Here is a 24,780-nt window from a genome sequence, read left to right as displayed (position 1 = left end):
GGGTATTTGGGGAAAAAGAAAGATCAGGGGGCGAGAAGTTTGCGGAACAGGGTTTCCAGATGGGTGTCGGCGCCATCGAGGATAGTCTTTTCGCCGTTCATCAGAACGCGGACCTGCGCGTCGAAATCGGCGTAGTGCTGGGTTGTGGCCCAGATGGAGAAGATCAGGTGACGCGGATCGACAGGCGCGAGTTTGCCAGCGTCTATCCAGCGCTGGATCAGCGCGGTTTTCTTGTCAAAAAGCGGTTTCAGGCCGGATTTTAGATGCGGCCCCATGCGCGGCGCGCCTTGCAGGATTTCATTGGCAAAGAGGCGGCTTTCGCGGGGAAAATCGCGACTCATTTCCAATTTGCGATGAACATAGGCCAGAAGTTCGCTGAGCGGGTCCCCGTTCGGGTTCATGGCGTCCAGCGGATCGAGCCATGTTTCCATCAATTGGTTGAGCAGGGAGACATGGATGTCCTCTTTGCCATCGAAATAGTAGAGAATATTGGGTTTGGAGAGCCCGGCCTCGTCGGCGATCTGGTCCAGCGTGGCCCCGCGATAGCCATGGCGCGAAAACACCTCGAGCGCAGCGTCGAGGATGCGCTTGCGGTTGCGTTGCTGGATGCGGCTGGGTTTCTTGGCGGGCGTGTTGGCCATGTCGGTCCTTTCGGGTCAGTCCAGCGCGCCGATGCCGCGCAGGATGATCTGTTTCACGCTGGCCTTTGCGGCCTCCCACTGGTCATCCGACAGGGGGGCGCCGCCGTTGAGCGTTTCAATCTGGTGGCCGAAATCGGCGTAATGCTGGGTCGTGGCCCAGAGCATGTAGAGCAGGTGATCGGGGTCGACCGGGTCCATGCGGCCTTCGTCGATCCAGCGCCGGATGACATCAGCGCGGCCGGCCGTCCATTCCATGAGCGTGGTTTCGAGATAATCCTGAATGACGGGTGCGCCGTGCATCACCTCGGAGGCCCAGACCTTGGAGCCTTCGGGGTGGCGGCGGGAGATCTCCATCTTGGCGTCAATATAGGCACCGATTCCCTCGGCGGGGCCATCGGCGGCGTCAAAGATGTCTGCGGCCTGCAACCAGATCTGGAAAATATTCTGCACCACCTGTCGATAAAGCGATTCCTTGGTGGGAAAATAGTAGTGCAGATTGGCCTTGGGCAGGCCCGCCACATCGGCGATGAGCTGCATCGTGGCCCCGCCAAACCCCGCTTCGGCAAAGACTTTTTCCGCTGCTGACAAAATGAGCTTTTCGCTTTCCTGGCGACGTTCTTTTTTGCTGCTGCTGCGTCGGGTCGGGGCCATGAAATATCCCTTGAGAATTTTCTTGACCGTTTGGTCAGGGTGTGGTGCTCTGAATTTGACCATACGGTCAGGAACCACGCGAACGCAAGAGGCCAGAAAAAACCGGCCCGACGCGAGACAGCCAGGGAGACAGACATGGCGGCACCGGGAGAGAACCTGAAGGTAAACGCGGATCGGCTGTGGGACAGCCTGATGGAGATGGCCAAGATCGGCCCCGGTGTTGCGGGCGGCAACAATCGCCAGACCGTGACGGATGAAGATGGCGAGGGACGCGCGCTGTTCCAGAGCTGGTGCGAGGCGGTGGGCTGTACCATGGGGCTCGATACGATGGGCAACATGTTTGCCGAGTACCCGGGCACCGATCCGGAGGCTTTGCCAGTCTATGTCGGCTCACATCTTGATACGCAGCCGACGGGCGGCAAGTATGACGGGGTGCTGGGGGTGCTGGGCGGTCTCGAGATACTGCGCACGATGAAGGATCTGGGCATCAGGACCAAGCATCCGATTGTTGTCACCAACTGGACCAATGAGGAAGGCACACGGTTTGCGCCGGCGATGCTGGCTTCGGGTGTGTTTGCCGGGGTGCACACGGAAGAGTGGGCGTATGACCGAGAGGATGCGGAAGGCAAGAAGTTTGGTGATGAACTGAAGCGGATTGGTTGGCGCGGGGATGAGCCGGTGGGCGCGCGAAAGATGCACGCCATGTTCGAGCTGCATATCGAGCAGGGCCCCATTCTGGAAGCCGAGGAAAAGGATATTGGGGTTGTCACCCATGGTCAGGGGCTGAGCTGGACGCAGGTGACGATCGAGGGCAAGGACAGCCATACCGGATCGACGCCGATGCCGATGCGCAAGAACGCGGGTCTTGGCATGGCACGCGTGCTGGAGAAGGTGGACGAGATCGCGTGGAGTCATGCGCCGCATGCGGTGGGCGCGGCGGGTCATATCGATGTCTATCCGAACTCGCGCAACGTGATCCCCGGCAAGGTGGTGTTCACGGTGGATTTCCGCTCGCCCGAGCTTTCGGTGATCGAGGACATGGAAGCGCGGCTGCGTGTCGAGGGGCAGAAGATCGCCGACGAGATGGGCCTCACGATTTCCTTTGAGAAGGTGGGCGGGTTTGATCCGGTCAAGTTCGATGAGGGCTGTGTGACGGCGGTGCGCTCGGCGGCTGAGCGTCTGGGCTATTCGCATATGGATATCATCTCGGGCGCGGGGCATGATGCCTGCTGGATCAACCAGGTGGCGCCGACAGCGATGGTGATGTGCCCGTGTGTCGACGGGTTGAGCCACAATGAGGCGGAAGAGATTTCCCGCGAATGGGCGGCAGCCGGTGCGGATGTGCTGATGCATGCGGTTCTGGAGACGGCCGAGATCGTCGAGTGAAATGATGGGCTGATTGGGGGCCAGCCCCGCCGCCATTGTCGCTCGGACCAATGGCGCAACAAAGTCGGCCCCCCCGGAGTACTTTGGGCAAAATGAAGGAAGGATCGCGGATATCAGCCAGGCGAGCCACATAAAGGCGCTCATTGCGGCGGAGTTGAGGGATTACGATCCCGAGTGCGGCACGCGCGTTGTGGGCTGGGGAACGCCAATGTCGCCCGAGTGGCATCGTGTGACCCTGGCGGATTTTCGTGCCGTTATGATCGAGCCCGAGGAAGTGGACGTTAAGTTTTCCGGCGGGGTGTCGATGGCGTGTTGGGCGGTGACGCGCAGCAATGGCGATTACCGGGTGGTCTGGGTGCCCTCTGCCGAGACGTTTTCGCTGGTGACGGAAAGCAAATTCGGCCCCGTGGATATCGGGGTGCATGGCGACGCGATTGGTGTGTTCGGGTCGATTTAAAGAACAACAGGGAGTTAAGACATGTCGACGGTTATCAGGAACGGAACCATTGTGACGGCGGATCTGACCTACAAGGCGGATGTGCGGGTCGAGGGAGGGGTGATCACCGAGATCGGGCCGGACCTCAAGGGGGACAAGGAGCTCGATGCGACCGGGTGTTACGTGATGCCGGGCGGGATCGATCCGCATGTGCATCTGGAGATGCCGTTCATGGGCACCTATTCATCCGATGATTTTGAGAGCGGCACCCGCGCGGGTCTTGCCGGAGGCACTACGATGGTGGTGGATTTCTGCCTGCCGAACCAGGGCGAGAGCCTTTTGGATGCGATCAAGCGCTGGGACAACAAGTCGACCCGCGCAAACTGTGATTACTCCTTCCACATGGCGGTGACATGGTGGGGCGAGCAGGTGTTCAACGACATGAAGACCGTGATCGAGGACCGCGGCATAAACACATTCAAGCATTTCCTTGCCTACAAGGGCGCGTTGATGGTGAATGATGACGAGCTTTTTGCCTCGTTCAACCGCCTGTCGGAACTGGGCGGCATCGCGATGGTGCATGCCGAGAATGGCGACGTGGTGGCGGAGATGACCGCCAAGCTCTTGGCCGAGGGCAATACCGGGCCGGAGGCGCATGCCTATTCGCGGCCCAGCCAAGTTGAGGGCGAAGCGACCAATCGGGCGATCATGATTGCCGACATGGCGGGCGTGCCGCTTTACGTGGTGCATACGTCCTGTGAAGAGGCGCATGAGGCGATCCGCCGGGCGCGGATGCAGGGCAAGCGGGTTTGGGGCGAGCCGTTGATCCAGCACCTGACGCTGGATGAGAGCGAATACTTCCACCCCGATTGGGACCATGCGGCGCGGCGCGTGATGTCGCCGCCTTTCCGCAACAAGAAGCACCAGGACAGCCTGTGGGCCGGGTTGCAGTCGGGCTCGCTTTCTGTGGTGGCAACGGATCACTGCGCCTTTACCACCGAGCAAAAACGCTATGGTGTGGGCAATTTCTCGCAGATCCCGAACGGGACCGGCGGGCTTGAGGACCGGATGCCGATGCTCTGGACGCAAGGGGTGGCCACGGGGCGGCTGACGCCGAACGAGTTCGTGGCCGTGACCTCGACCAATATCGCCAAGATCCTGAACTGTTATCCCAAGAAGGGCGCGGTTCTGGTGGGGGCGGATGCGGACCTTGTGGTCTGGGACCCTGAGAAGGAAAAAACCATTACCGCGGACAGCCAGCAATCGGCGATCGACTACAACGTCTTTGAGGGGCACAAGGTCAAGGGGCTGCCGCGCTATACGCTGACCCGGGGCCAGGTGGCCGTGAATGACGGGGCGATCCAGACGCAGGAAGGCCACGGCAAGTTCGTGGCGCGCGAAGCCAACACGACCGTGAACAAGGCGCTTTCGACGTGGAAAGAGCTGACTGCGCCGCGTCCTGTTGAGCGGACCGGCATTCCGGCGACCGGTGTTTGACGCAGAAGGCCGGGTACAGACGCGTGTCCGGCCAAACATCCGCCCCTGTGCGGCGGCGAGAAGAAACGAGACTTAAATGAGCGACACCACGGTAATCTCGGCAAAGAACCTGAGCCTGACATTTGAAACGAATGACGGGCCGGTTCACGCGCTCAAGGATGTGAATCTTGAGATCAACAAGGGCGATTTCGTCAGCTTTATCGGGCCGTCGGGCTGTGGCAAGACCACGTTCCTGCGGGTGATGGCGGATCTGGAGCAACCCACTGCGGGGGAGATCACCGTGAACGGGGTCAGTCCCGCCGAGGCGCGCAAGGCGCGGGCCTATGGGTACGTGTTCCAGCATGCCGGGCTTTACCCGTGGCGCACGATTGGTGGCAACATCCGTCTGCCCTTGGAGATCATGGGCGTGAGCAAGGCCGAGCAGGAGCGGTCGGTAAAGGAAGTGCTTGACCTGGTTCACCTGGAAGGGTTCGAGAAGAAATTCCCATGGCAGTTGTCGGGGGGGATGCAGCAGCGGGCCAGTATCGCGCGGGCACTGGCGTTCCATGCCGATATCCTGTTGATGGACGAACCTTTCGGGGCGCTGGATGAGATCGTGCGGGATCACCTCAACGAGCAGCTGCTCGACCTTTGGGCGCGCACCAACAAGACCATCGGCTTTGTGACCCATTCGATCCCAGAGGCGGTGTATCTGTCGACCAAGATCGTGGTCATGAGCCCGCGTCCCGGGCGGATCACGGATGTGATCGAAAGCACGCTGCCCAAAGAGCGGCCTTTGGATATTCGGGATTCCCCGGAATTCATCGAGATCGCGCACCGGGTGCGGGATGGGTTGCGCGCCGGACATGGGGATGATGTCTGATGGGGGCGCTCTGGTATCGGATCGGTCCGGTGATCACGGTGGTGATCGCGATTTTTGTGCTGTGGTATGCGGGGGCGGTGGCGCTCAATTCGGCATGGGCACATGACAAGGCCAAGCGGGCCGGGGTCGAGTTGACCACCTCGGAGTTGATTGCCGACACGCTCAGCCAAGAAAAACCCAAGCTGCCCGCGCCGCATCAGGTGGGGCGCGAAATCTGGAAGACCACCGGTGAAATGGTGGCCAAAGGGCGGGCATTTTCCAAGCGCTCGCTGATTTATCACAGCTGGATCACGCTGAGTTCGACGCTTTTGGGGTTCGTGATGGGCACGGCGCTGGGCATCGCGCTGGCGGTGGGGATTGTCTATAACCGGACAATGGACATGAGCGTCATGCCGTGGGTGATCGCCAGCCAGACCATCCCGATCCTTGCGATTGCGCCGATGATCATCGTGGTGCTGAATGCGATTGGTATTTCGGGGCTTTTGCCCAAGGCGGTGATCTCGATGTACCTGTCGTTCTTCCCGGTGGTCGTGGGCATGGTGAAGGGGCTGCGCAGCCCCGGGCGGATGCAGCTTGACCAGATGAAGACGTGGAACGCGAGCGGGGGGCAGGAGTTCTGGAAACTGCGCCTGCCAAGTTCGATGCCGTTCCTCTTTACCTCGCTCAAAGTAGCGATGGCGGCCTCTCTGGTCGGGGCGATCGTGGGTGAATTGCCCACGGGCGCGGTGGCCGGATTGGGCGCGCGTCTTCTGGCGGGGAGCTATTACGGGCAGACGATCCAGATCTGGAGCGCGCTGATCACGGCGGCGGCCTTGGCGGCATGTCTCGTCGGGATCATCGGGATGATCCAGAAAGCGGTACTCAAGCGGATGGGGATGGCGTGATGGGCTGGTTGATTGCAGGGATCGGTATCTGGGTCGGCGGCTGGGCGTTGAATGTCTGGTTGGCCAATCAGCCGCGTACACGCGCAACGTCGCTGGCGGTTCCGATCATTTTTGGTGTCACGCTGATCCTGATCTGGGAATGCGTGGTGGGCGGGTTCGAGATCAACCCGGTTCTGTTGCCACCGCCTTCGGCGATCATCGCGCGCTTTGGCACGTCGCTGCCGACCCTTTGGGAGGACTTCGTGCAGACCGTGATCAAGGGTGCGATGTCGGGCTATATCATCGGTTGCGGCGGGGCGTTCCTGACCGCGATCGTGATCGACCGCTTTCCGTTCCTGCAACGGGGGCTGTTGCCGGTGGGCAACTTTGTTGCCGCTCTGCCGATCATCGGCATGGCACCGATCCTCGTGATGTGGTTCGGTTTTGACTGGCAGTCCAAGGCCGCGGTGGTGGTTGTCATGGTGTTTTTCCCGATGCTGGTGAACACTGTGCAGGGGCTTCAGGCCACGGATGCAATGCAGCGCGATCTGATGCGGACCTATGCGTCGAGCTATTGGCAGACGCTGTTGAAGCTGCGCCTGCCGGCGGCGATGCCGTTCATTTTCAACGGGCTCAAAATTTCGACAACGCTGGCGCTTATTGGTGCTATCGTGGCCGAGTTCTTTGGTTCGCCGATCAAGGGCATGGGGTTCCGCATTTCGACCGAGGTCGGACGGTTGGCGCTTGATATGGTCTGGGCGGAGATTGTCGTTGCGGCGATTGTCGGGTCGGCATTTTATGGGGGCGTGGCGCTTTTGGAAAAGGCGGTGACGTTCTGGCATCCCTCGCAAAGGGGGTAAGAAAAACAAAAATGAAACGTTCAACAAGGAGAGAAAAACAATGAAGACACTGATGAAAACCATCAGCGCCGCAGCGCTGGGGCTTGCCGCCAGCATGGCGCAAGCGGCGGACGACGTGACGCTGCAGCTCAAATGGGTCACGCAGGCACAGTTCGCGGGCTATTACGTGGCGCTCGATAAGGGGTTCTACTCAGAAGAAGACCTCAACGTCACGATCAAGCCGGGTGGCCCGGATATCGCGCCGGCCCAGGTGATTGCGGGCGGTGGTGCCGACGTGGTTCTGGACTGGATGCCGTCGGCGCTGGCCAGCCGTGAAAAGGGATTGGCACTGGTGAACATCGCGCAGCCGTTCAAGTCGTCGGGCATGATGCTGACCTGCCGCAAGGATGCGGGCGTGTCGTCGCCAGCCGATTTTGCAGGCAAGACGCTGGGCGTCTGGTTCTATGGCAACGAATATCCGTTCCTGAGCTGGATGAGCAAGCTGGGCCTTGCCACCGACGGTTCGGATGGCGGTGTGACCGTGCTCAAGCAGGGTTTCAACGTGGACCCGATCCTGCAAGGGCAGGCGGCCTGTGTGTCGACCATGACCTATAACGAATACTGGCAGATCATCGACGCGGGCCTGAGCCCGGATGACCTCGTGGTGTTCAAGTATGAGGATCAGGGCGTGGCGACGCTGGAAGACGGCATGTACGTTCTTGAAGACAACCTCAACGACCCTGCATTCGTCGACAAGATGGTGCGGTTCGTGCGCGCGTCGATGAAGGGCTGGAAATTCGCCGAGGAGAACCCGGATGAAGCGGCCATGATCGTTCTGGACAACGATGCATCGGGTGCGCAGACCGAGAAGCACCAGAAGCGCATGATGGGCGAGATCGCCAAGCTGACCGCCGGTTCGAATGGCGCGCTGGACCCGGCCGACTATGAGCGGACCGTGGACAGCCTGATGTCGGGCGGCTCGGACCCGGTCATCACCAAGAAACCCGAAGGCGCATGGACCCATGCGATCACGGACAAGGCGCTGAACTAAGGCGCTTTTGTTCAAGGTTTGAGCGGGCCGTGGGATTTATCCTTCGGCCCGTTTCTTTTGGATCAACGCGAAGTGTGATAGCGCGGAACCATGATACACTGGATCGAGTCCTCGCCTTTTGTACAGACCGCCGTAACCCTTGTAATCGGGGCGATGGGGGCTGTGCTGGCGCGCTGGCTGGGTTTGCCGCTTTACCAGATCACCGGACCGGCGGTGATGGTGGGGCTGGTCGCGTTGAGCGGGGTTCGACTGCAGTTGGCTCTGCCGGTGCGGGATCTGGTTTTCCTGCTGGTCGGGGTCGGGATCGGCGCCGGGATGAACGCCGAAGCGCGCGAGGCCATGGCGCGCTGGCCGCTGGCCATGCTTGCCCTTGGCGGGATGCTGGTGGCGATCATGGTGGTGTGTCAGCAGCTTTTGATGCGGGGGTTCGGGTTTGAGCGGCGCGCGGCGCTGTTGGCGTCATCGCCCGGGCATCTGAGCTTCGTGATTGCGATGAGTGCCGAGATTGATGCAGACGTGATGCGGATCACGGTGATCCAGACGATCCGGGTGATGGCAATGACGCTGGCCGTGCCGTTTGCGCTGGCGCTGGCCGGGGCGGATCTGAACCGGAGCGTTCCTGTGCCGGAGGATGTGATGGGGTGGGGCGCGCTTGGGCTCCTGATGCTGGCGGGGGCAGGACTGGGGCCGATTCTGAAACGGTTTCGTGTACCAGCGCATTACCTGATCGGAGGCATGGCGGTATCGGCACTGGCGCATCTGGTGGAGTGGACGCCGGGGGCGGTGCATCCGGTGTTGGCGCTCATCGGGTTTGGCGCGATTGGCACGCTGATCGGGACACGGTTCAGCGGGATCACGCTGAGAATGCTGGCAAAAACCGCTTTTGCCGGGTTGAGCACGACGGTTGTGACCATGGGAATGGCGCTGGCCGTTTCGGTGCCGGTGGCATGGTATCTGGCGATGCCCACAAGCCATGTGGTGGTGGCGTTTGCACCCGGCGGGTTGGAGACAATGATCGCGATGGGGGCGATCCTTGGGGCGGATGCCGGGTTCGTGGCGGCCTGCCATCTGGGACGATTGCTGTTCCTGCCGATCCTCTTGCCTGTAATGTTGGGACGGTCTTCACAATCGGCGTGAGGCTCCTATATATATTGAAATTGGAATGTAATTTGGAGCGTGGACATGAGTGGCAAGAAACTCACCTGTCTGGAATGTGGCCAGTTGAACCGTGTGCCGTTTGAAAAACTGTCGGCGGGCCCGAAATGCGGCACCTGTGGCGCGCAGCTTGTGGGCGGCAAGGTGGCCGAGGTTGACCTTGCCACGTTGGAAAAGGCGGCGCGCAACGACGATCTGCCGATCGTCGTGGATTTCTGGGCCCCGTGGTGCGGGCCGTGTCGCCAGATGGCGCCGCAGTATCAGGCGGCGGCGGGCGAATTGGCCGGGCAGGTGCGTCTGGTCAAGCTTAACACCGAGGAACATCCGAACGCGGGTGCGAAATACCGGATCAGAGGCATTCCTACCATGGCGGCCTTTGCAAATGGTAAAGAGCGGGCGCGCCAGTCGGGCGCGATGCCTTCACAGGCGATCGTGAACTGGGTGAAGGCGAACACCTGAGCGCCGGCTACCGACGTAAAGCGTTGAGCACGTAGCGCGGCAGGCGCGCAACGACGCTGCGGGCGAGTTCGGGGTATTCGACCTCGCCTGCAAGCAGCGCCATGTATTGCATGCGCACGGTGCCAGAGCGTCGGAAGGTGCTGACAAAGGCCTTTTGCCAGCGGGGCGCGAAGATGATGCGGCGCAGGCGGCGGGCGATGCGCAGGTTGCGCTGCATGTCTTTGAGCGCTGTTTTGTAATGTGTGAGCGCCGATTGTGGCGTTCCCGCAGAGAGCGCATCGCAGGCGGCCTGCGCCGCCAGTTGGCCGCTTTTCATGGCAAAGGCGATGCCTTCGCCGGTGATCGGATCGACAAGCCCTGCGGCGTCTCCCGCCAAAAGGATATGGTCGCGGCCCGGATGTTCCCGGAAATCTCCGAACGGGAGGTAGTGGCCCTTGAACCGGGCCTGTTTCGGATCAAGGCCAAGGGTTTCGAGATAGCCCGAGAAATGCGCCTTCATGTCCGGGTTCGGGGCGTGCAGCCCGCCGACGCCCACGGTGGTTGAGTCTTGTTTCGGGAAGGACCAGCCATAGCCCCATGTGGCGGCGGCAAAGTCGATGCGCAGGGGCTGTTCGGCGGGGTTTTGCGCATCGGGCGGGACTTCGATTTCAAGCCCGAAGCCGATGGTGTCCTTGTTGAAGGGCGCGCCGAACAGGTGGCGGGCGACGATGGAATTGACCCCGTCGGCACCGATCAAGACGGCGCCTGAAATCTGCGTGCCGTCGCGAAATGTCAACTTATTGTCAGAGAGTTCTGCAATTGCGCGGCCGGAAAAATCCGCGGCCCCCGCCGCGAGGGCGTGAGTGAAAAGCGTGTTGTCGAGATCCAGTCGCATGGTGAGATGCAGCGGCGGGATGTCGTGCAGGACCGCCAGTTCGGTGCCGTCATGCCAAAAGGCGATGTCGCGGCGGGTGACGGCGCGCGAGAGATCGAAATCCTGTCCGAAAATCTCGTGGTAGTAGGCACGGCTGCGTTCGGTGAAAAGGCCGCCGCAGAGCTTGTTGCGGGGAAACCGGGCCTTGTCGACAAGCGCGACCGTACGCCCCTGCCGGGCCGCCCATGTTGCCGCTGCGCTGCCCGCGGGGCCGGCGCCGATGACGATGATGTCGAATTTCTGCATTGCGTGCCTCATTGCCCCCCGTGCTTCTACCAGCTTTCGCCGGTCGTGCCAGAGGGTTAGGGTGGTGTGGCAGGAAAAAGGAACTGGACATGGCAGAAGAAATCCAACCCCAGAGCGAAGCGACGTTGCGCGTAGTGGCGATGCCCGCGGACGTGAACATCAACGGCGATATCTTCGGCGGCTGGGTTTTGAGCCAGATGGACATTGCCAGCGGCATCGTCGCGGCGCAGCGCGCGCGCGGGCGGGTTGCGACAATTGCCGTGGATGCGATGAAGTTCATTCGACCGGTGAAAGTGGGGGATGTGCTATGCGTGTGGGCATGGGTTGAGCGCGTCGGGCGCACCTCGATGGGAATTCGGATCGAAGCTTGGGCCAACAAGCCGCGCAAGGGCACGTCGGAAATGGTGACCGAGGCGGTCTTTACCTACGTGGCGATCGACGAGGATGGGCGTCCGCGCGAGGTTCCTGCCGAGGATGCGCCGTGGCCGAATGACTAGGTCGAGGGCCGAAAACTCGGGGGGGCAGTAACGCGTCGGTATCACGTCGGTATTGCGTCGGTGCCGCCGTTCGGTGGGCTAGGGGCGTGTTAAGCGCACCGTGGCAGGGTTTCGCCAAAGGAGATCTGCCATGCCCGAGACCCGCCGCCTGACCAAGACGCAACGCATCGCCCGGGACACGCTGACCCGCAACCTTGTGTATCTCAATTCGGAAATCTGGTTGTCGGCGTCGCTGCGCGAGGACATTCCCGATGCGTGGCACACGCTGGAACAGGATGTGGATGTTCAGGAGCCTAAGGAAAAGGTTACGCTCTATCTCGATAAGTCGGTGGCGCGGTTTTACCGGGCGATGGGCAAGGGATATCAGGAGCGGATCAACCGATTGCTCGCCACATGGGCGCAGATGAAGATCGCCGATGAATTGCGGATTGATGAATTGATCCGGGCACGGTTTGACGACGACAGGATCGGATAATCAGGCCGCTTGGTCAGACCCGGTAATCAGGCCTTATGCCAGCCATATTCCTCGGCATCATGAGATGGCGTGCGCAGGCCGGACAGCCCCCAGGTCAGTAGACCGGTCAACAGCGGGAATCCAAGGGAGAAGGTCATGTAGGTCACCAAGCCCTGCCAGAGGGTTGCGTCCTGAAACAGCATCTGGATCGTTGCGACAATGATGCCGATGAAGCTTCCGACAAAAATCAGGATCAGGGCCATGCTGGTTTTCTCCCATTGAACAGGGTGCAGCAGACCAGCCCATTGGGGCGGAAATGTGGCGCGGATGCGGCATTCGCACGAAGCGCCCCCTGCGCCGGTCGTTTGTTGGGCCTTTCACCTGCTGCGCGGGCGTGGTCATATGCGGTGAAGCCCATGTGTTCGTTGTGCGCCGGGATGGTGGTTTGCGCCAAAACCGGACGCTCTGAGGATCGAGCGAGGGCTGGGATCATGTCGAGGGGACACGCAGATGAAACTGATGCGCTTTGGGGATCGTGATGGGGCCAAGACGCCCTGTCTGTTGGATGGGGAGGGGCGCGCGCGCGATGCGTCGTCGATCGTCGGGGATTTCGGGCCGCGCAGCCTGACACCCGAAGTGATCGCGACGCTGAAGGCAACGGACCCTGAGAGCTTGCCGGTGGCGGATGTGGCGGGCAAGCGCATTGCGCCGCCGGTGGCGCAGCCGATGAATATCTATTGCATCGGGCTGAACTATTCGGATCACGCGGCGGAAGCGGGGCTTCCTGTGCCGCAGGAGCCGATCCTGTTCAACAAGTCCTCGGGCACCTATTGCGGGCCGAATGACGACATTCTTTACAGCTCGAAAATGAGCAAGCTCGACTGGGAGGTCGAACTGGGCATCGTGATCGGAAAACAGGCGCTGAATATCCCGAAAGACGCAGCACTTGATCACATCCTGGGCTTTACCGTGGTCAATGACGTGTCCGAACGCGCCTGGCAGCAGGAGCGGGGCGGGCAATGGGCCAAGGGAAAGAGTTTTCCGAATTTCTGTCCCACGGGTCCGGTTCTGGTCAGTGGGGATGAACTGGGCGATGGCGGGGCGCTGGACATGTGGCTGGAGGTGAACGGGGCGCGGATGCAGACCGGGAACACCGACAGGATGATTTTCGATTGCGCGACCATTGTCAGCTACCTGAGCGAGTTCATCCGGCTGGAGCCGGGCGACCTGATCTGCACGGGGACACCGCCGGGTGTGGGCATGGGACAGACCCCTCAGGTCTGGCTCAAGCCCGGGGATGTGCTGCGCCTTGGGGTCGAGGGGCTTGGGGAGCAGTCGCAGCGGGTGGTCGCGCTTGGTGACGAGCGCTGAACGCCTGCCACGAGGCCGGGGGCGCGGCCCCCGGACCCCCGGAGTATTTCTGGCAAAATGAAGGATGGGGCGGTTTGCTCAGCGGTTGCGCCGGGTTTGCAAGCGGCGCAACATGGGGCGGATTTGTTGCGGGACAGGAAGAGTTCATGACCGAATTGCCAGAGACGCCTTCGTTTTCCCTTGCGGGCCAGAGCGCGTTTGTGACCGGTGCCTCGTCGGGGATCGGGCAGGGGTGTGCGGCGGCGCTGGCCGCTGCGGGGGCGCATGTGGTCTGCGTGGCGCGTGGGGCGAAGAAACTGGACGAAACCGTGGCCGCGATCCAGGCGCGGGGGCAGTCGGCAGAGGCGCTGGTGTTGGACATCTGCGACCTTGGCGCCTTGGCGCAGGTCTTTGAGGGGCGGGCCTTTGACGTGGTGGTCAATTCGGCAGGCACGGCGCGGCATTCCCCCGCGATCGAGACCGCGCCGGCGGATTTTGACGCGGTGATGGGGCTCAACCTGCGCGCGGCTTATTTCCTGTCGGCCCAGGCGGCGAAGGCGATGATGCGTGAAGGTACGCCGGGGTCGATCATCCACATCAGCAGCCAGATGGGACATGTCGGGGGCATGGAGCGCGCGGCTTATTGCGCCAGCAAGCACGGGCTGGAAGGCATGGTGAAGGCCATGGCGATCGAATGGGGGCCGCAGCGCATCCGGATCAACACGATCTGTCCGACCTTCATCCGTACGCCGTTGGGGGCGCAGACGTTGGAAGATCCTGCACGCCGCCGGTGGGTGGAAGACAAGATCAAGCTGGGGCGTGTGGGCGAGGTCGCGGATATCATGGGGGCGGTGGTCTATCTTGCATCGCAGGCTTCGGCGCTTGTCACGGGAACGTCGATGATGATCGACGGAGGATGGACAGCGGATTGACGGGGTGCCGGGTGGCCCGGCGGACGTAGGCAGGAAAGGGCAAGGGATGACGGTTCCGGTTTTTGACGGGCACAACGATGCAGTTCTGCGGCTGTGGAAAGGGGGCGCGCAGGATCTGGCGGCGCGATTCGCGCGGTCTGAGACTGGGCATATCGACCTTGAAAAGGCGCGTCGGGGCGGGATGAAGGGCGGGTTCTTTGCGCTGTTTGCGCCGCCCGAGGGGGAATTCGTGATGCCCGCGTTCGAGCCGCCTTATGATGAGCTGTTGCCCGGTCCGCTGGAACAAAGCGCGGCGTTGAAGATGATCGTCGAGCAGGCGGCGGTGCTGGTGGTGCTGGAGCGCGCCGGGGCGTTGAAGATTTGCCGGGGCCGGGGCGAGATCGAGGCGGCCATGGCCGCCGGGCAGATGGCGGCGATCATGCATCTTGAGGGGGCCGAACCGATTGATGCCGACCTGTTGGCGCTGGATGTGCTCTATGCGGCGGGGTTGCGATCCTTGGGGCCGGTCTGGTCGCGGCCCAACATCTTTGGGCACGGCGTGCCGTTCCGCTATCCGTCCGACCCCGATACGGGGCCGGGGCTGAGTGAGACTGGCAAGCGGCTGGTAGGGCGGTGCGCGGAACTGGGCATGATCGTGGACACTAGCCATCTGACGTTCAAGGGGTTTCTTGATGTCGGCGAGGCGGGGGTGCCGTTGGTGGCGACGCATTCCAATGCCCACGCGGTCAGCCCCGGTGCGCGCAACCTGACGGACGATCAGTTGCGCATGATCGGGCAGACCGGCGGCATGGCGGGGTTGAATTTCGGCACCATGTTTCTGCGCGCGGATGGGCGGATGCAGGCTGAAGGATGCATGGACGCGGCCTTGCGCCATCTCGATCACATGATTGCGCTGGCAGGTGAGGACCATGTCGGGCTGGGATCGGATTTCGACGGGGCGCCGATGCCGGCGGAGCTGGCCTCTGCCGGGCACTTGCCGGTGCTGGTCGACGCGATGCGCGCGCATGGGTATGGCGAGGCTCTGATTGCCGGGATCACGCATCAGAACTGGCTGAACTTTATCGGTCGCACGCTGGGCTAGAGGCGTTTCCAGACGGCTCAAACAGAGGCGTGTCGTTCTTGCGTGGATGGCATGGCGAAAGTGATTTCGCGTCGATAGAAAATTGTGTACAAATTGTATGCGAATCGCGTACACAAATTGTACACATGGCGCGCAGAGGGCGCGCTGAGGCCACATGAAAAGGGGGGATGCCATGAAGGACGAAGCCAGACAGCGCCGGAATCGGCTTTACGACCATCTCAAGATGTCCATCCTGACATTGCGGATTGCGCCCGGCAGTGATCTTGACGAGGCGGAGTTGTCCGAGGCGTTTGGCCTGTCGCGCACGCCGCTGCGCGAGGTGTTCCGCGAGATGGCGGGGGAGGGATATCTTGACCTGCGTACCAATCGCGGCGCGCGGGTGAGCGAGATGTCCTATACCACTTTGCGGGATTTCTTTCTGGCGGCGCCGATGATCTATGGGGCGATCCTGCGGCTGGCGGCGCTGAATGCAACAGCGGCGCAGGTCGAGGCGCTCAAGGGCGCGCAGGACGATTTTCGGGCCGCGCTGCGCAGCGGCAGCGGTGCCGACCGGGCGCTGGCCAACAATCGCTTTCATGAAATCACGGGGGAGATGGCGGGGAATGTGTATCTGTTGCCGTCGTTCAACCGGCTGCTGATTGATCACGCGCGCATCTCGATGACCTTCTATCGGCCCGGGGACACCAAGATGGTCGAAAACGTGTCCGAGGCAAGCGCCCATCACGATGACATTATTGCCGCGATCGAGGCGCGGGACGCGGAGCGCGCAGCGGCGTTGGCCGAGGCACATTGGAACCTGTCGCGCGGCCATATCGAGATGTTCGTGATGCCGGACGCGTTGACCATGCCGCTGGGAACGCTTCCCGGACAAGCTGTTGCTGGGGGATGACCATGACACCGATTTTCAGATTTGACGGGATCTACACGCCCGTTGTGACGCCTTATCTGCCGAATGGAAACGTGAACTGGGACGCCCTGGCCGAGGTGATCGCATTCCTGTTGGATCATGGGGTGCACGGGGTGATCTCGGGCGGGTCGACCGGGGAAAACTATGCCCAGACCGTTGCGGAACGGGTCGAGATCGCGCGTTTCACCAAGGCGCAGATCAAGGGCCGGGTGCCGCTTGTCGTGGGGACCGGGGCGATGTTGACCGATGACTCGATTGCGCTGGCGCAGGCAGCACGCGAGATGGGGGCGGAAGCGATCCTTTTGGCGAGCCCGCCCTATGCGGTGCCAACGGACCGGGAGAATGCGCTGAATGCACTGGCCATCGACAAGGCGGCCAATCTGCCGGTGATGCTTTACAACTATCCGCATCGCACCGGGACAATGATGGGAGAAGAGTTCCTTGACCGGGTCGGGCGCAGCCGGAATTTCTGTGGGATCAAGGAAAGTTCGGGCGATATCAACCGGGTGCACCTTCTGGCGCGGGATTATCCGCATATCCAGCTGGGCTGTGGCATGGACGATCAGGCGCTGGAGTTCTTTGCTTGGGGCGCGCCGTTCTGGGTTTGCGGCGGGTCGAACTTCCTGCCTGCCGAGCATGTCGCGCTGTACCGGGCCTGTGTGGTTGAGGGGGACTTTGACAAAGGGCGGCGGATCATGTCGGCGATGATGCCGCTGATGCGGGTGCTCGAACAGGGAGGCAAGTTTATCCAGACGATCAAGTACGGGGTAACGATGAACGGCATCCCGGCGGGCGAGGTGCGTGCGCCGCTCAAGGGGTTGAACAAGGATGACAAACGCGCGCTGGAACAGGTGGTGCGGGTGCTGAAACGCACGATTGCCGATATTCAGGCGGAGGGCTGAGACATGGGATTGCTGACACGGGATGAATATGGCGCGATTGCCGCCGATCTGGATTTTCCGACCGGGGCCTTCATTGATGGGAGCTTTCGCCCCGCGATGTCCGGCGCGGTGTTTGAAACGGTGAACCCGGCCACGGGCGATAAGCTTGCCGAAGTGGCTGCCTGTGGCGCGCAGGACGTTGATTTCGCGGTGGAAAAGGCGCGGGACGCCTTTGAGGATGGGCGCTGGTCGCGGCTGCATCCGTCCGAGCGCAAGGAGGTGCTGATCCGGTTGGCCAAGCTGATCGCGCGCAATGCGCGCGAGCTGGCGGTGATGGAGAGTTTGGACAGTGGCAAGACGATCTATGATTGCGAAACCGTCGATCTGCCGGAAACCATTCATTGCCTAAAATGGCATGCCGAGGCGATTGACAAGATCTATGATCAGGTGTCGCCCGCGTCCGACGATCACATCGCCATGATCCTGCGCGAGCCGATTGGCGTGGTGGGGCTGGTGCTGCCGTGGAACTTTCCGCTTCTGATGCTGGCGTGGAAGATTGGTCCGGCGTTGGCAGCGGGCTGTTCGGTGGTGGTGAAACCGGCCGAGGAAACGTCGCTGACGGCGTTGCGGGTGGCGGAGCTGGCGATGGAAGCCGGGGTGCCGCGCGGGGTTTTGAACGTGGTGCCGGGAAGCGGCCCGGAAGTGGGGGAACCCATCGGGCGGCACATGGATATCGACATGGTGTCTTTCACTGGCTCAACCGAAACCGGGAAGCGGTTCCTGTCTTATGCGGCGGAAAGCAACGCCAAGGAGGTGGTGCTTGAGATGGGCGGCAAGAACCCCGCGGTGGTGCTGGAGGATGCCGAGAACCTTGACCGGGTGGCGCAACATGTCGTCAACGGGGCGTTCTGGAACATGGGAGAGAATTGTTCGGCGTCGTCGCGGCTGATCGTGCATCGGGACGTGAAAAGTGATCTGCTGGTGCGGATCGAAAGCCACATGCGCCACTGGAACGTGGGTGATCCACTGGACCCGGAAACGCGGGTCGGGGCCTTGGTCAGCCGCGCGCATTTTGACAAGGTGTCCGGGTATCTGGCCGAAGCTGCGAACGTTCTGATCGGCGGCAAGGCGGAAAACGGTTTCGTGGAAGCGACCGTCGTTGAGGTGCCGGACAACGCGGCGCGGCTGGCGCGTGAAGAGATCTTTGGCCCGGTTCTGAGCGTCATCGAAGTCAATGGGTTCGACGAGGCCATTGCCATGGCCAATGACACGGAATACGGGCTTTGCGCGTCGATTTTTACCGCGAGTGTCAAACGCGCCATTCGCGGTTCGCGGATGCTTCGGGCGGGAACGGTCACGGTGAACAGCTTTGGCGAGGGGGATATCAGCACTCCCTTTGGCGGGTTCGGGCAATCCGGGTTCGGGGGGCGGGACAACGGGCTGCACGCCCATGACCAGTATACCGGGCTCAAGACCCTTTGGATCGATCTTGCGGATGATGAAGACGAGGCCGTGTCGTGACATCGATCACGGCGCGTCACCTGCCAAGGCAGCGCGGGCAGGCCGCGTGGAATGCCATTCTCGGCGCGCAGCCCCCGGCCAAGGTGCTGGAGGCGGATCGCACGGCGGATGTCGTGATCATCGGGGCAGGTTTCGCCGGTCTCTCGGCGGCCCGGCGGGTGCGCCAATTGCAGCCGGGCGCGCGGGTGGCGGTGCTGGAAGCGGGGCGGCTGGCCGAGGGGGCTGCGGGGCGCAACTCGGGGTTCATGATCGACCTGCCGCATGACCTCAGCAGTGAGGATTATGCCGGCGCAGGGGATGACCGCGCGGTGATCGCCCTGAACCGCAGGGCGCAGGCCTTTGCGCGCAATGCAGTGCAAGACTATGAAATCAAGCCAGATTTCTTTGATCCTGTTGGCAAGGTGAATGGCGCCGCCGGAGCGGCGGCGCATGCGCATAATCAAAGCTATGCCCGTCACCTGGCGTCGCTTGGCGAGGCGCACGAGATGCTGGACGCCGCCCAGATGCGGGAACTGACGGGGAGCGGGCATTATATTTCGGGGCTTTACACGCCGGGGACGGTAATGCTTCAACCCGCGGGATATATTCGCGGCTTGGCTGCGGGACTGGCGCGTGAAGGTGTTGATATTTATGAGGAAAGCCCGGCCCTTGGGTTTGACAGGGCGGGTGCGGGTTGGCGGGTGAGAACGCCGGGAGGGACGGTGTCGGCTGGGCGGGTCATCCTGTCGGTGAACGGGCATCTGGAAAGTTTCGGATTTGCCCGCAACCGTTTGATGCAGCTCTTTCTTTTCGCGGTGATGACGCCGGAGCTGGACACGGACCAGCTCGCCCGGCTTGGTGGGGCGCCGCGTTGGGGCATCACCCCGTCCGACCCGATGGGCACAACCATGCGTCGGATAGACACGGGGCAGGGCGGCAACCGGATCGTGACCCGGACATGCGCGGTGTTGCGCCCCGGAATGCAAAGTCAAGCTGGCGACATGCGCCGGGCGGCGTGTGTGATGCAGCGTAAATTTGACGAGCGATTTCCGCAGCTTGCGGGGATGAGCATGGAATACGCCTGGGCCGGGCACCTGTGCCTGAGCCTGAACGGCGTGGCGGTGATGCGCGAGGTTGACGACGGTCTGTTCGCGGCCTGCGTGCAGAACGGGCTGGGCACGGCGCGGGGAACGTTGACCGGGATCGCGGCGGCGGAGCTGGCCTGTGGGGTACGCTCTGAAATCACGGATCACTTCACCGCCGAAGCCGCGCCGAAAAAGCTGCCGCCGCAACCGGTTCGTCAGATCGGGGCCAACGCGGTGTTGCGCTGGCGGGAATGGAAGGCGCGCGCCGAATAGGGCGGGGGGGCGCGTCGGTATCGTGTCGGTATCGCGCGATGATGACAGGGTTTTTGGGCACGGCACGAAAAGAAGCTCAGTTTTTGATTGCAGTTCCCCCCCGGAATGACCTTGATTGGGGCATGTCTGCTCCGACTCTCCAAATGGAAGGCTCCGACCAAGGAGCCGTCCTTCGTCTGGCCGGGCGGTTCCTGACACAGTCGTTGGGCGCCGTGGAGAAGGCGTTTGCCAATGTCGATGCGGGGGGACGTCCGCTTGAGATCGACATGTCCGGGGTCGAGGTGGTCGATACCGGGGGCGCGTGGCTGATCGTGGACCTGATGGATCGTCTGCAAGGCGCGGGACTCGCGGTCACGCTGATCAATGCTGATCCGTCGCATCTTGCGCTGATCGAGACCGTCCGGGAGGCCATTCCCGAAGAGCCCGGCGAAGAAGAACCCGAGCGCGGTCTTTTGGCATGGTTGGAACGTGTCGGGCGGGAGGTCGAGCGGGGCAAGAAGGGGACCTTGTCGATCCTGAGTTTCCTCGGCGAAACGCTGGCCGCGCTGGCGCGGGCGGTGGTGATGCCGTGGAAGATGCGATGGGCACCTCTGGTAAGCCAGATGGATGATGTCGGGTTCAAGGCCGTACCCATCGTGGCGCTGATGGGGTTCCTGATCGGGATTGTTCTTGCCTTTCAGGGTGCGACGCAGCTTCAGCAGTTTGGTGCCGAAGTGTTCGTGGTCGAGCTGATTTCCATCTCGATCCTGCGGGAACTGGGAATCCTGCTGACCGCGATCATCGTGGCGGGCCGGTCGGGATCGGCCTTTACCGCCTCGGTCGGGTCGATGAAGGTGCAGGAAGAGATCGACGCGATGCGGACGTTGGGGCTCAACCCTATTGATGTGCTGGTCTTGCCGCGGGTTCTGGCGCTGCTGATCATGCTGCCGATCCTTGGCTTTGTGGCCAATATGTCGGGGTTGTTTGGCGGGGCGCTCATGAGTTGGCTGAACCTCAATGTCAGCCCCGGCATGTTCGTCACGCGCCTGCAGGAGACCACGAGTATCTGGCATCTGGGCGTGGGTATGATCAAGGCGCCGTTCTTTGCGCTGGTGATCGGGGTGATTGCTTGTTGGCAGGCATTCCAGGTGCGCGGATCGTCCACAAGCGTGGGCCAGCGCACCACGTCTTCGGTGGTGCAGTCGATTTTCATGGTGATCGCGCTGGACGCGCTGTTTTCCGTGTTCTTTGCGAAAATGGGGGTGTGATGGACGGCCAACCCCACCCCGCCGCCACGGACGCGGCCAGTGATCGGGAAGCGGTCATCAAGGTACGCGGTTTGCGTAACCAGTTCGGTCGGCAGGTGGTGCATGACGGGTTGGACCTTGATGTGTGGCGTGGTGAGGTGCTGGGCGTGGTTGGCGGGTCGGGGACCGGAAAATCCGTGCTGCTGCGCACCATCGTCGGGCTGAACAAACCCGCCGCCGGGAGCATCGAAGTGCTGGGGGTCGATGTGCTCAATGCATCCGAGGCGGAACGCCAGAGCGTCGAACAGCGCTGGGGCGTGGCATTTCAGGACGGGGCGCTGTTTTCCTCGCTGACCGTGTTGCAGAACGTCATGGCGCCGATGCGCGAACATCTCAGGATGAGCCGTGGGTTGATGAAGGCATTGGGCGAGTTGAAGATCAGCCTTGCCGGGCTGCCCCCTCTGGCCTGTGGCAAGTTTCCTTCGGAACTGTCTGGCGGGATGCGCAAGCGGGCGGCGCTTGCGCGGGCGCTGGCGCTGGATCCCGAGATCGTTTTTCTCGATGAACCGACGGCGGGACTCGACCCGATTGGCGCGGCAGCGTATGACGAGTTGATTGGAGAATTGCAGCGGTCGCTGGGCTTGACCGTGTTCATGGTGACCCATGACCTTGATAGCCTTTATGCGATTTGTGACCGGATCGCGGTGCTGGCCGAGAAGCGGGTTCTGGTTGAAGGGCCGATTGAGACAATGACCTCGGTGGATAACGCCTGGGTTCAGGAATATTTCACCGGCCCGCGCGCCCGCGCGGCGCAGGAAAAGGGCTTGAGGGGAAAGTAGGCGATGGAAACACGCGCGAATTACATCCTGATCGGGCTTTTTACCGTTGTAGGGATCGTGGGGGCGTTCGGCTTTCTTCTGTGGTTGGCCAAGATCGACGTGGAACGCCAGATCACCCATTACAACGTGCTTTTCGAGAATGTTGCCGGGCTGAGCTCGGCGGGGGATGTGCGTTACAATGGTTTGCCCGTGGGGCAGGTGGTGCATCTTGAACTTGACGATGTGGACCCCAGCAAGGTGCGGGTGCGGATCGAGATCGACGCGCAGACCCCAGTGCGCACGGACACGGTGGCGCAATTGCAGTCGCAGGGTGTGACAGGTGTCAGCTATGTGGCCTTGTCGGGGGGCTCTCCCGATGCGGACCGGCTGCCGCGCGACGGGGTGATCGTGGCCAAGCCAAGCCCGCTGCAATCGGTGCTGGAAGGGGCGCCGCAGCTTCTGGAAAAGGCGATTGCGCTTTTGGAGGACGTGCAGTCGGTGGTCAGCGCGGACAACCGGCAGGCGGTGACGGATACGCTGAGCAACCTGTCTTCGGCCTCGGCAAGATTGGACAAGGCGTTGCAGGATTTCGAGGTGTTGTCCGGCGATCTGGGCGGTGCAGCCAAGGCAATCGCGGGCTTTACCGACCGGTTGGATACGTTGTCGGATACGGCCGAAGTCACGCTCAAGGAAGCAACCGAGACGCTGGTCGAGGTGCGCGGTGCGGTGGACAATGCCGGGTCAGCCTTCGGGACGGCGGATGAATTGATGCAGGGTGAATTGAAGGAATTCATTGAACGTGGGGCCGAGGCGGTCCGGTCGCTCGATACGATCGTGACGACGCTTGAGCCGTCGGTGATTTCGGCTGTGCAGGCGGCGCAGGGGCTTATTGAAGAGCGGTTGCCCGAGCTGATGGGCCAGTTGCAGGACACGGCGGCGGTTCTGGAAGAGCAGGTTGCCACCGTGGGGGACGATGCCAGCCGCCTGATGGCCCGCTACGAAGAGGTGGGGGCCGAGGTGCAGGCGCGTGTGGCGCAGGCAGAGACAGCGATCACTGCATTCGAAGCAGCCTCTACCGAGGCGGCGTCGACGCTTGAGTCGGTGCGCAAGACGTCTGATACGGCCGGGGCGGTGATCGAGGGCGATCTGAAACCGTTGGCCAATGAAGCGACCGAAACGCTCGCTTCGGCGCGGGCGCTGACCGAAGAGAAGTTGCCCGGATTGATAGATCAGACGCAGTCGACACTGAGCACCGTGGAGCGCGAAGCGGTGGCCCTGTCGCAGGATGGGCAGGCGATGTTGGAACAGGCCACAGCGCGTCTTGCCGAAACGCGGGAGACCTTGGTCGTGTTCAAGGAGGCCTTGCTGGAATCCGAGGGCATGATGGTCTCGGTCAGGGAAACCTCGGACAGTGTTGGCGAATTGGTGCGCGGGGATGGCGCGGCGCTTGTGGCGGATGCGCGGGTGGTGGCCGAAGAGGCGCGTGCGGCAATCGAAGGGATCAATGCTGCCGTGCAGGACGACCTGCCGGGGATCATGGCCGATGTGCGCAGCGCGACGGAGGCTGCGAACCGCGTGATCGGCACGGTGGAGACCAGCGTCGGAGAACTGACCGGTAAGCTTGACGGCTTGAGCGATGAAGCCAGTGCCGCACTTGAGGTGGCGACCGAGGCGTTCACCAATGCCAATGACACGCTGGCCTCGATCACGACGGCGATGGACACGGCGACGGGCACGCTGAACACCGCCGAGCAGACCTTTGCATCGGTGAATACCCTGATCGACGAGGATGTCGACGTGATCATTGCCGATATCCGCCGGGCGGTGGACGCGTTCACGACGACCGTCACCGGGGTTTCGAGCGATTTCGACAAGGTGTCGGATGAAATTCTTGCGGCGTCTGAATCGGCGTCTGGCCTGATGGCGACGGTCGAGGGAATCGTGGAAGAAAACCGGCGGCCCGTGTCCGACTTCCTGCGGGTTGGCATGCCGCAGTTCGTAAGGTTCATCGAGGAATCCCGGCTTCTTGTCGCGAATCTTGACCGGCTCGCCAATCGGGTCGAACGCGATCCCGCACGCTTCTTGTTGGGTACACAGAATTCGGAGTTCCGCCGATGACACGGGCAATTCTTATCATGGCAGTGGCAGGTGCGCTGGGTCTTTCGGGCTGTGCCGGGATCGGCACGCTCAACCGCGCGGCGACGCCATCGGACCTATATGCGCTGACGCCCAAGAGCACGTTTGATTCCAATCTGCCGCGCCTGCGTCAGCAGATCATCGTGGAAGAGCCCACGGCCACCGCCGCCGTGGACACGGACCAGGTGGCTGTGATGCCAAATCCGTTGCAGGTGCAATACCTGCCCAAGGTACGCTGGGTGGATCGGGCGCCGCTGATCGTTCAGGCACTGTTGATCGAGAGCTTCGAGAATAGCGGAAAGGTTGCGGCCGTCGGACGTTCGACCGTGGGTCTGCGACCGGACTATTCGATCGTGACCGATATTCGCGAGTTCCAAGCGACCTTGCCCGATGAGACGGTTGAAGACAGTCGGTTGGTGGTGGACGTGCGGCTCAATATCAAGATCGTGGACAGCTACAGCGATCACATCATCGCGTCGAGCTCGTTTGGCAAGCAACGGGTCGCGGCGAGTGACGAGATGATCGACATTGCCACGGCCTTTGACGGGGCGCTGGGGTCGGCGATGCGGGAAGCGGTGGAATGGAGCATTCGCAAGATACACACCCATGCTGCGAACAATCCGCGGCCAGCCTTGCCATGA

The 24,780-nt window shown here is 62.0% G+C and carries 26 protein-coding genes; 22 read left to right on the top strand and 4 right to left on the bottom strand.

The annotated features are described in order from the left end of the window. Positions 1-23: 23 nt before the first annotated feature. Positions 24-641 carry a TetR family transcriptional regulator C-terminal domain-containing protein gene (locus ACS3QZ_RS08110; RefSeq protein WP_456037383.1) on the bottom strand — a complete coding sequence of 206 codons (618 nt, stop codon included), beginning with the start codon at positions 639-641 and terminating at the stop codon, positions 24-26. 15 nt (positions 642-656) lie between these two features. After that, positions 657-1,292 carry a TetR/AcrR family transcriptional regulator gene (locus ACS3QZ_RS08105; RefSeq protein WP_093090058.1) on the bottom strand — a complete coding sequence of 212 codons (636 nt, stop codon included), beginning with the start codon at positions 1,290-1,292 and terminating at the stop codon, positions 657-659. Positions 1,293-1,427: 135 nt separating this feature from the next. Between ACS3QZ_RS08105 and ACS3QZ_RS08100 the strand changes: the two genes are divergently transcribed. The 9 genes from ACS3QZ_RS08100 to trxC all read left to right on the top strand — a co-directional run bounded on the left by ACS3QZ_RS08100 (position 1,428) and on the right by trxC (position 9,840). Continuing rightward, positions 1,428-2,678: a Zn-dependent hydrolase gene (locus tag ACS3QZ_RS08100; protein ID WP_456037382.1), complete on the top strand. Its 1,251-nt coding sequence runs from the start codon at positions 1,428-1,430 to the stop codon at positions 2,676-2,678. 13 nt (positions 2,679-2,691) lie between these two features. Next, the gene (locus ACS3QZ_RS08095) at positions 2,692-3,135 is read left to right on the top strand and encodes a hypothetical protein (RefSeq protein ID WP_456037381.1); all 444 of its coding nucleotides are present in this window, start codon (positions 2,692-2,694) and stop codon (positions 3,133-3,135) included. A 21-nt stretch (positions 3,136-3,156) separates the two neighbouring features. Beyond that, on the top strand, positions 3,157-4,611 hold the full coding sequence (gene hydA / locus ACS3QZ_RS08090) for a dihydropyrimidinase (RefSeq protein ID WP_456037380.1): 1,455 nt from the start codon (positions 3,157-3,159) through the stop codon (positions 4,609-4,611). Between the two features lie 76 nt (positions 4,612-4,687). After that, the gene (locus tag ACS3QZ_RS08085; protein WP_456037379.1) at positions 4,688-5,473 is read left to right on the top strand and encodes an ABC transporter ATP-binding protein; all 786 of its coding nucleotides are present in this window, start codon (positions 4,688-4,690) and stop codon (positions 5,471-5,473) included. After that, positions 5,473-6,357: an ABC transporter permease gene (locus ACS3QZ_RS08080; protein ID WP_456037378.1), complete on the top strand. Its 885-nt coding sequence runs from the start codon at positions 5,473-5,475 to the stop codon at positions 6,355-6,357. Before ACS3QZ_RS08085 ends, ACS3QZ_RS08080 begins: the two co-directional genes overlap by 1 nt. Further along, entirely contained in the window at positions 6,357-7,196 is an 840-nt protein-coding gene (locus tag ACS3QZ_RS08075; protein WP_456037377.1) for an ABC transporter permease, read from the top strand. The genes ACS3QZ_RS08080 and ACS3QZ_RS08075 overlap by 1 nt, the downstream gene beginning before the upstream one ends. Before the next feature lie 40 nt (positions 7,197-7,236). Continuing rightward, complete coding sequence (locus tag ACS3QZ_RS08070; RefSeq protein WP_456037376.1) at positions 7,237-8,226, top strand: ABC transporter substrate-binding protein; 990 nt, start codon at positions 7,237-7,239, stop codon at positions 8,224-8,226. Between the two features lie 90 nt (positions 8,227-8,316). Next, a complete protein-coding gene (locus ACS3QZ_RS08065) occupies positions 8,317-9,363 on the top strand; it encodes an AbrB family transcriptional regulator (protein WP_456037375.1) in 1,047 nt (348 codons plus the stop codon). Positions 9,364-9,408: 45 nt separating this feature from the next. Next, positions 9,409-9,840: a thioredoxin TrxC gene (trxC, locus tag ACS3QZ_RS08060; RefSeq protein ID WP_456037374.1), complete on the top strand. Its 432-nt coding sequence runs from the start codon at positions 9,409-9,411 to the stop codon at positions 9,838-9,840. A 7-nt stretch (positions 9,841-9,847) separates the two neighbouring features. Here the strand turns inward: trxC and ACS3QZ_RS08055 are convergent, their stop codons facing one another. Beyond that, a complete protein-coding gene (locus ACS3QZ_RS08055) occupies positions 9,848-10,999 on the bottom strand; it encodes an NAD(P)/FAD-dependent oxidoreductase (RefSeq protein WP_456037373.1) in 1,152 nt (383 codons plus the stop codon). 89 nt (positions 11,000-11,088) lie between these two features. On the opposite strand from ACS3QZ_RS08055, the gene ACS3QZ_RS08050 reads away from it, so the two are divergent. Further along, on the top strand, positions 11,089-11,496 hold the full coding sequence (locus ACS3QZ_RS08050) for an acyl-CoA thioesterase (RefSeq protein WP_093090048.1): 408 nt from the start codon (positions 11,089-11,091) through the stop codon (positions 11,494-11,496). 130 nt (positions 11,497-11,626) lie between these two features. Further along, positions 11,627-11,971, top strand: a complete 345-nt coding sequence (locus ACS3QZ_RS08045; RefSeq protein ID WP_456037372.1) for a BrnA antitoxin family protein — start codon at positions 11,627-11,629, stop codon at positions 11,969-11,971. Between the two features lie 26 nt (positions 11,972-11,997). Here the strand turns inward: ACS3QZ_RS08045 and ACS3QZ_RS08040 are convergent, their stop codons facing one another. Then, a complete protein-coding gene (locus ACS3QZ_RS08040) occupies positions 11,998-12,213 on the bottom strand; it encodes a hypothetical protein (protein WP_456037371.1) in 216 nt (71 codons plus the stop codon). Between the two features lie 247 nt (positions 12,214-12,460). Between ACS3QZ_RS08040 and ACS3QZ_RS08035 the strand changes: the two genes are divergently transcribed. From ACS3QZ_RS08035 to ACS3QZ_RS07985, 11 genes are all read left to right on the top strand, one after another. After that, positions 12,461-13,321 carry a fumarylacetoacetate hydrolase family protein gene (locus ACS3QZ_RS08035; protein ID WP_456037370.1) on the top strand — a complete coding sequence of 287 codons (861 nt, stop codon included), beginning with the start codon at positions 12,461-12,463 and terminating at the stop codon, positions 13,319-13,321. Positions 13,322-13,467: 146 nt separating this feature from the next. Beyond that, the gene (locus tag ACS3QZ_RS08030) at positions 13,468-14,232 is read left to right on the top strand and encodes an SDR family NAD(P)-dependent oxidoreductase (RefSeq protein ID WP_456037369.1); all 765 of its coding nucleotides are present in this window, start codon (positions 13,468-13,470) and stop codon (positions 14,230-14,232) included. 46 nt (positions 14,233-14,278) lie between these two features. Beyond that, positions 14,279-15,313, top strand: coding sequence for a dipeptidase (locus ACS3QZ_RS08025; RefSeq protein ID WP_456037368.1), 1,035 nt, complete (start codon positions 14,279-14,281; stop codon positions 15,311-15,313). Between the two features lie 172 nt (positions 15,314-15,485). Next, positions 15,486-16,202, top strand: a complete 717-nt coding sequence (locus ACS3QZ_RS08020) for a GntR family transcriptional regulator (RefSeq protein ID WP_456037367.1) — start codon at positions 15,486-15,488, stop codon at positions 16,200-16,202. 2 nt (positions 16,203-16,204) lie between these two features. Continuing rightward, a complete protein-coding gene (locus ACS3QZ_RS08015) occupies positions 16,205-17,122 on the top strand; it encodes a dihydrodipicolinate synthase family protein (RefSeq protein WP_456037366.1) in 918 nt (305 codons plus the stop codon). A gap of 3 nt (positions 17,123-17,125) precedes the next feature. After that, positions 17,126-18,622 (top strand): aldehyde dehydrogenase, encoded by a 1,497-nt coding sequence (locus ACS3QZ_RS08010; protein WP_456037365.1) that lies wholly within the window; start codon positions 17,126-17,128, stop codon positions 18,620-18,622. Beyond that, complete coding sequence (locus ACS3QZ_RS08005) at positions 18,619-19,959, top strand: NAD(P)/FAD-dependent oxidoreductase (RefSeq protein WP_456037364.1); 1,341 nt, start codon at positions 18,619-18,621, stop codon at positions 19,957-19,959. The genes ACS3QZ_RS08010 and ACS3QZ_RS08005 overlap by 4 nt, the downstream gene beginning before the upstream one ends. Before the next feature lie 122 nt (positions 19,960-20,081). Next, positions 20,082-21,206 carry an MlaE family lipid ABC transporter permease subunit gene (locus ACS3QZ_RS08000; RefSeq protein ID WP_456037363.1) on the top strand — a complete coding sequence of 375 codons (1,125 nt, stop codon included), beginning with the start codon at positions 20,082-20,084 and terminating at the stop codon, positions 21,204-21,206. Further along, entirely contained in the window at positions 21,206-22,024 is an 819-nt protein-coding gene (locus ACS3QZ_RS07995) for an ABC transporter ATP-binding protein (protein ID WP_093090039.1), read from the top strand. The genes ACS3QZ_RS08000 and ACS3QZ_RS07995 overlap by 1 nt, the downstream gene beginning before the upstream one ends. A 3-nt stretch (positions 22,025-22,027) precedes the next feature. After that, positions 22,028-24,121 carry an MlaD family protein gene (locus ACS3QZ_RS07990; RefSeq protein WP_456037362.1) on the top strand — a complete coding sequence of 698 codons (2,094 nt, stop codon included), beginning with the start codon at positions 22,028-22,030 and terminating at the stop codon, positions 24,119-24,121. Beyond that, a complete protein-coding gene (locus ACS3QZ_RS07985) occupies positions 24,118-24,780 on the top strand; it encodes an ABC-type transport auxiliary lipoprotein family protein (protein ID WP_456037361.1) in 663 nt (220 codons plus the stop codon). Before ACS3QZ_RS07990 ends, ACS3QZ_RS07985 begins: the two co-directional genes overlap by 4 nt.

Source organism: Shimia sp. W99, assembly GCF_053851455.3.
Note: the sequence above shows the minus strand (reverse complement) of the source record. Positions and strands in the feature narration are given on the sequence as shown.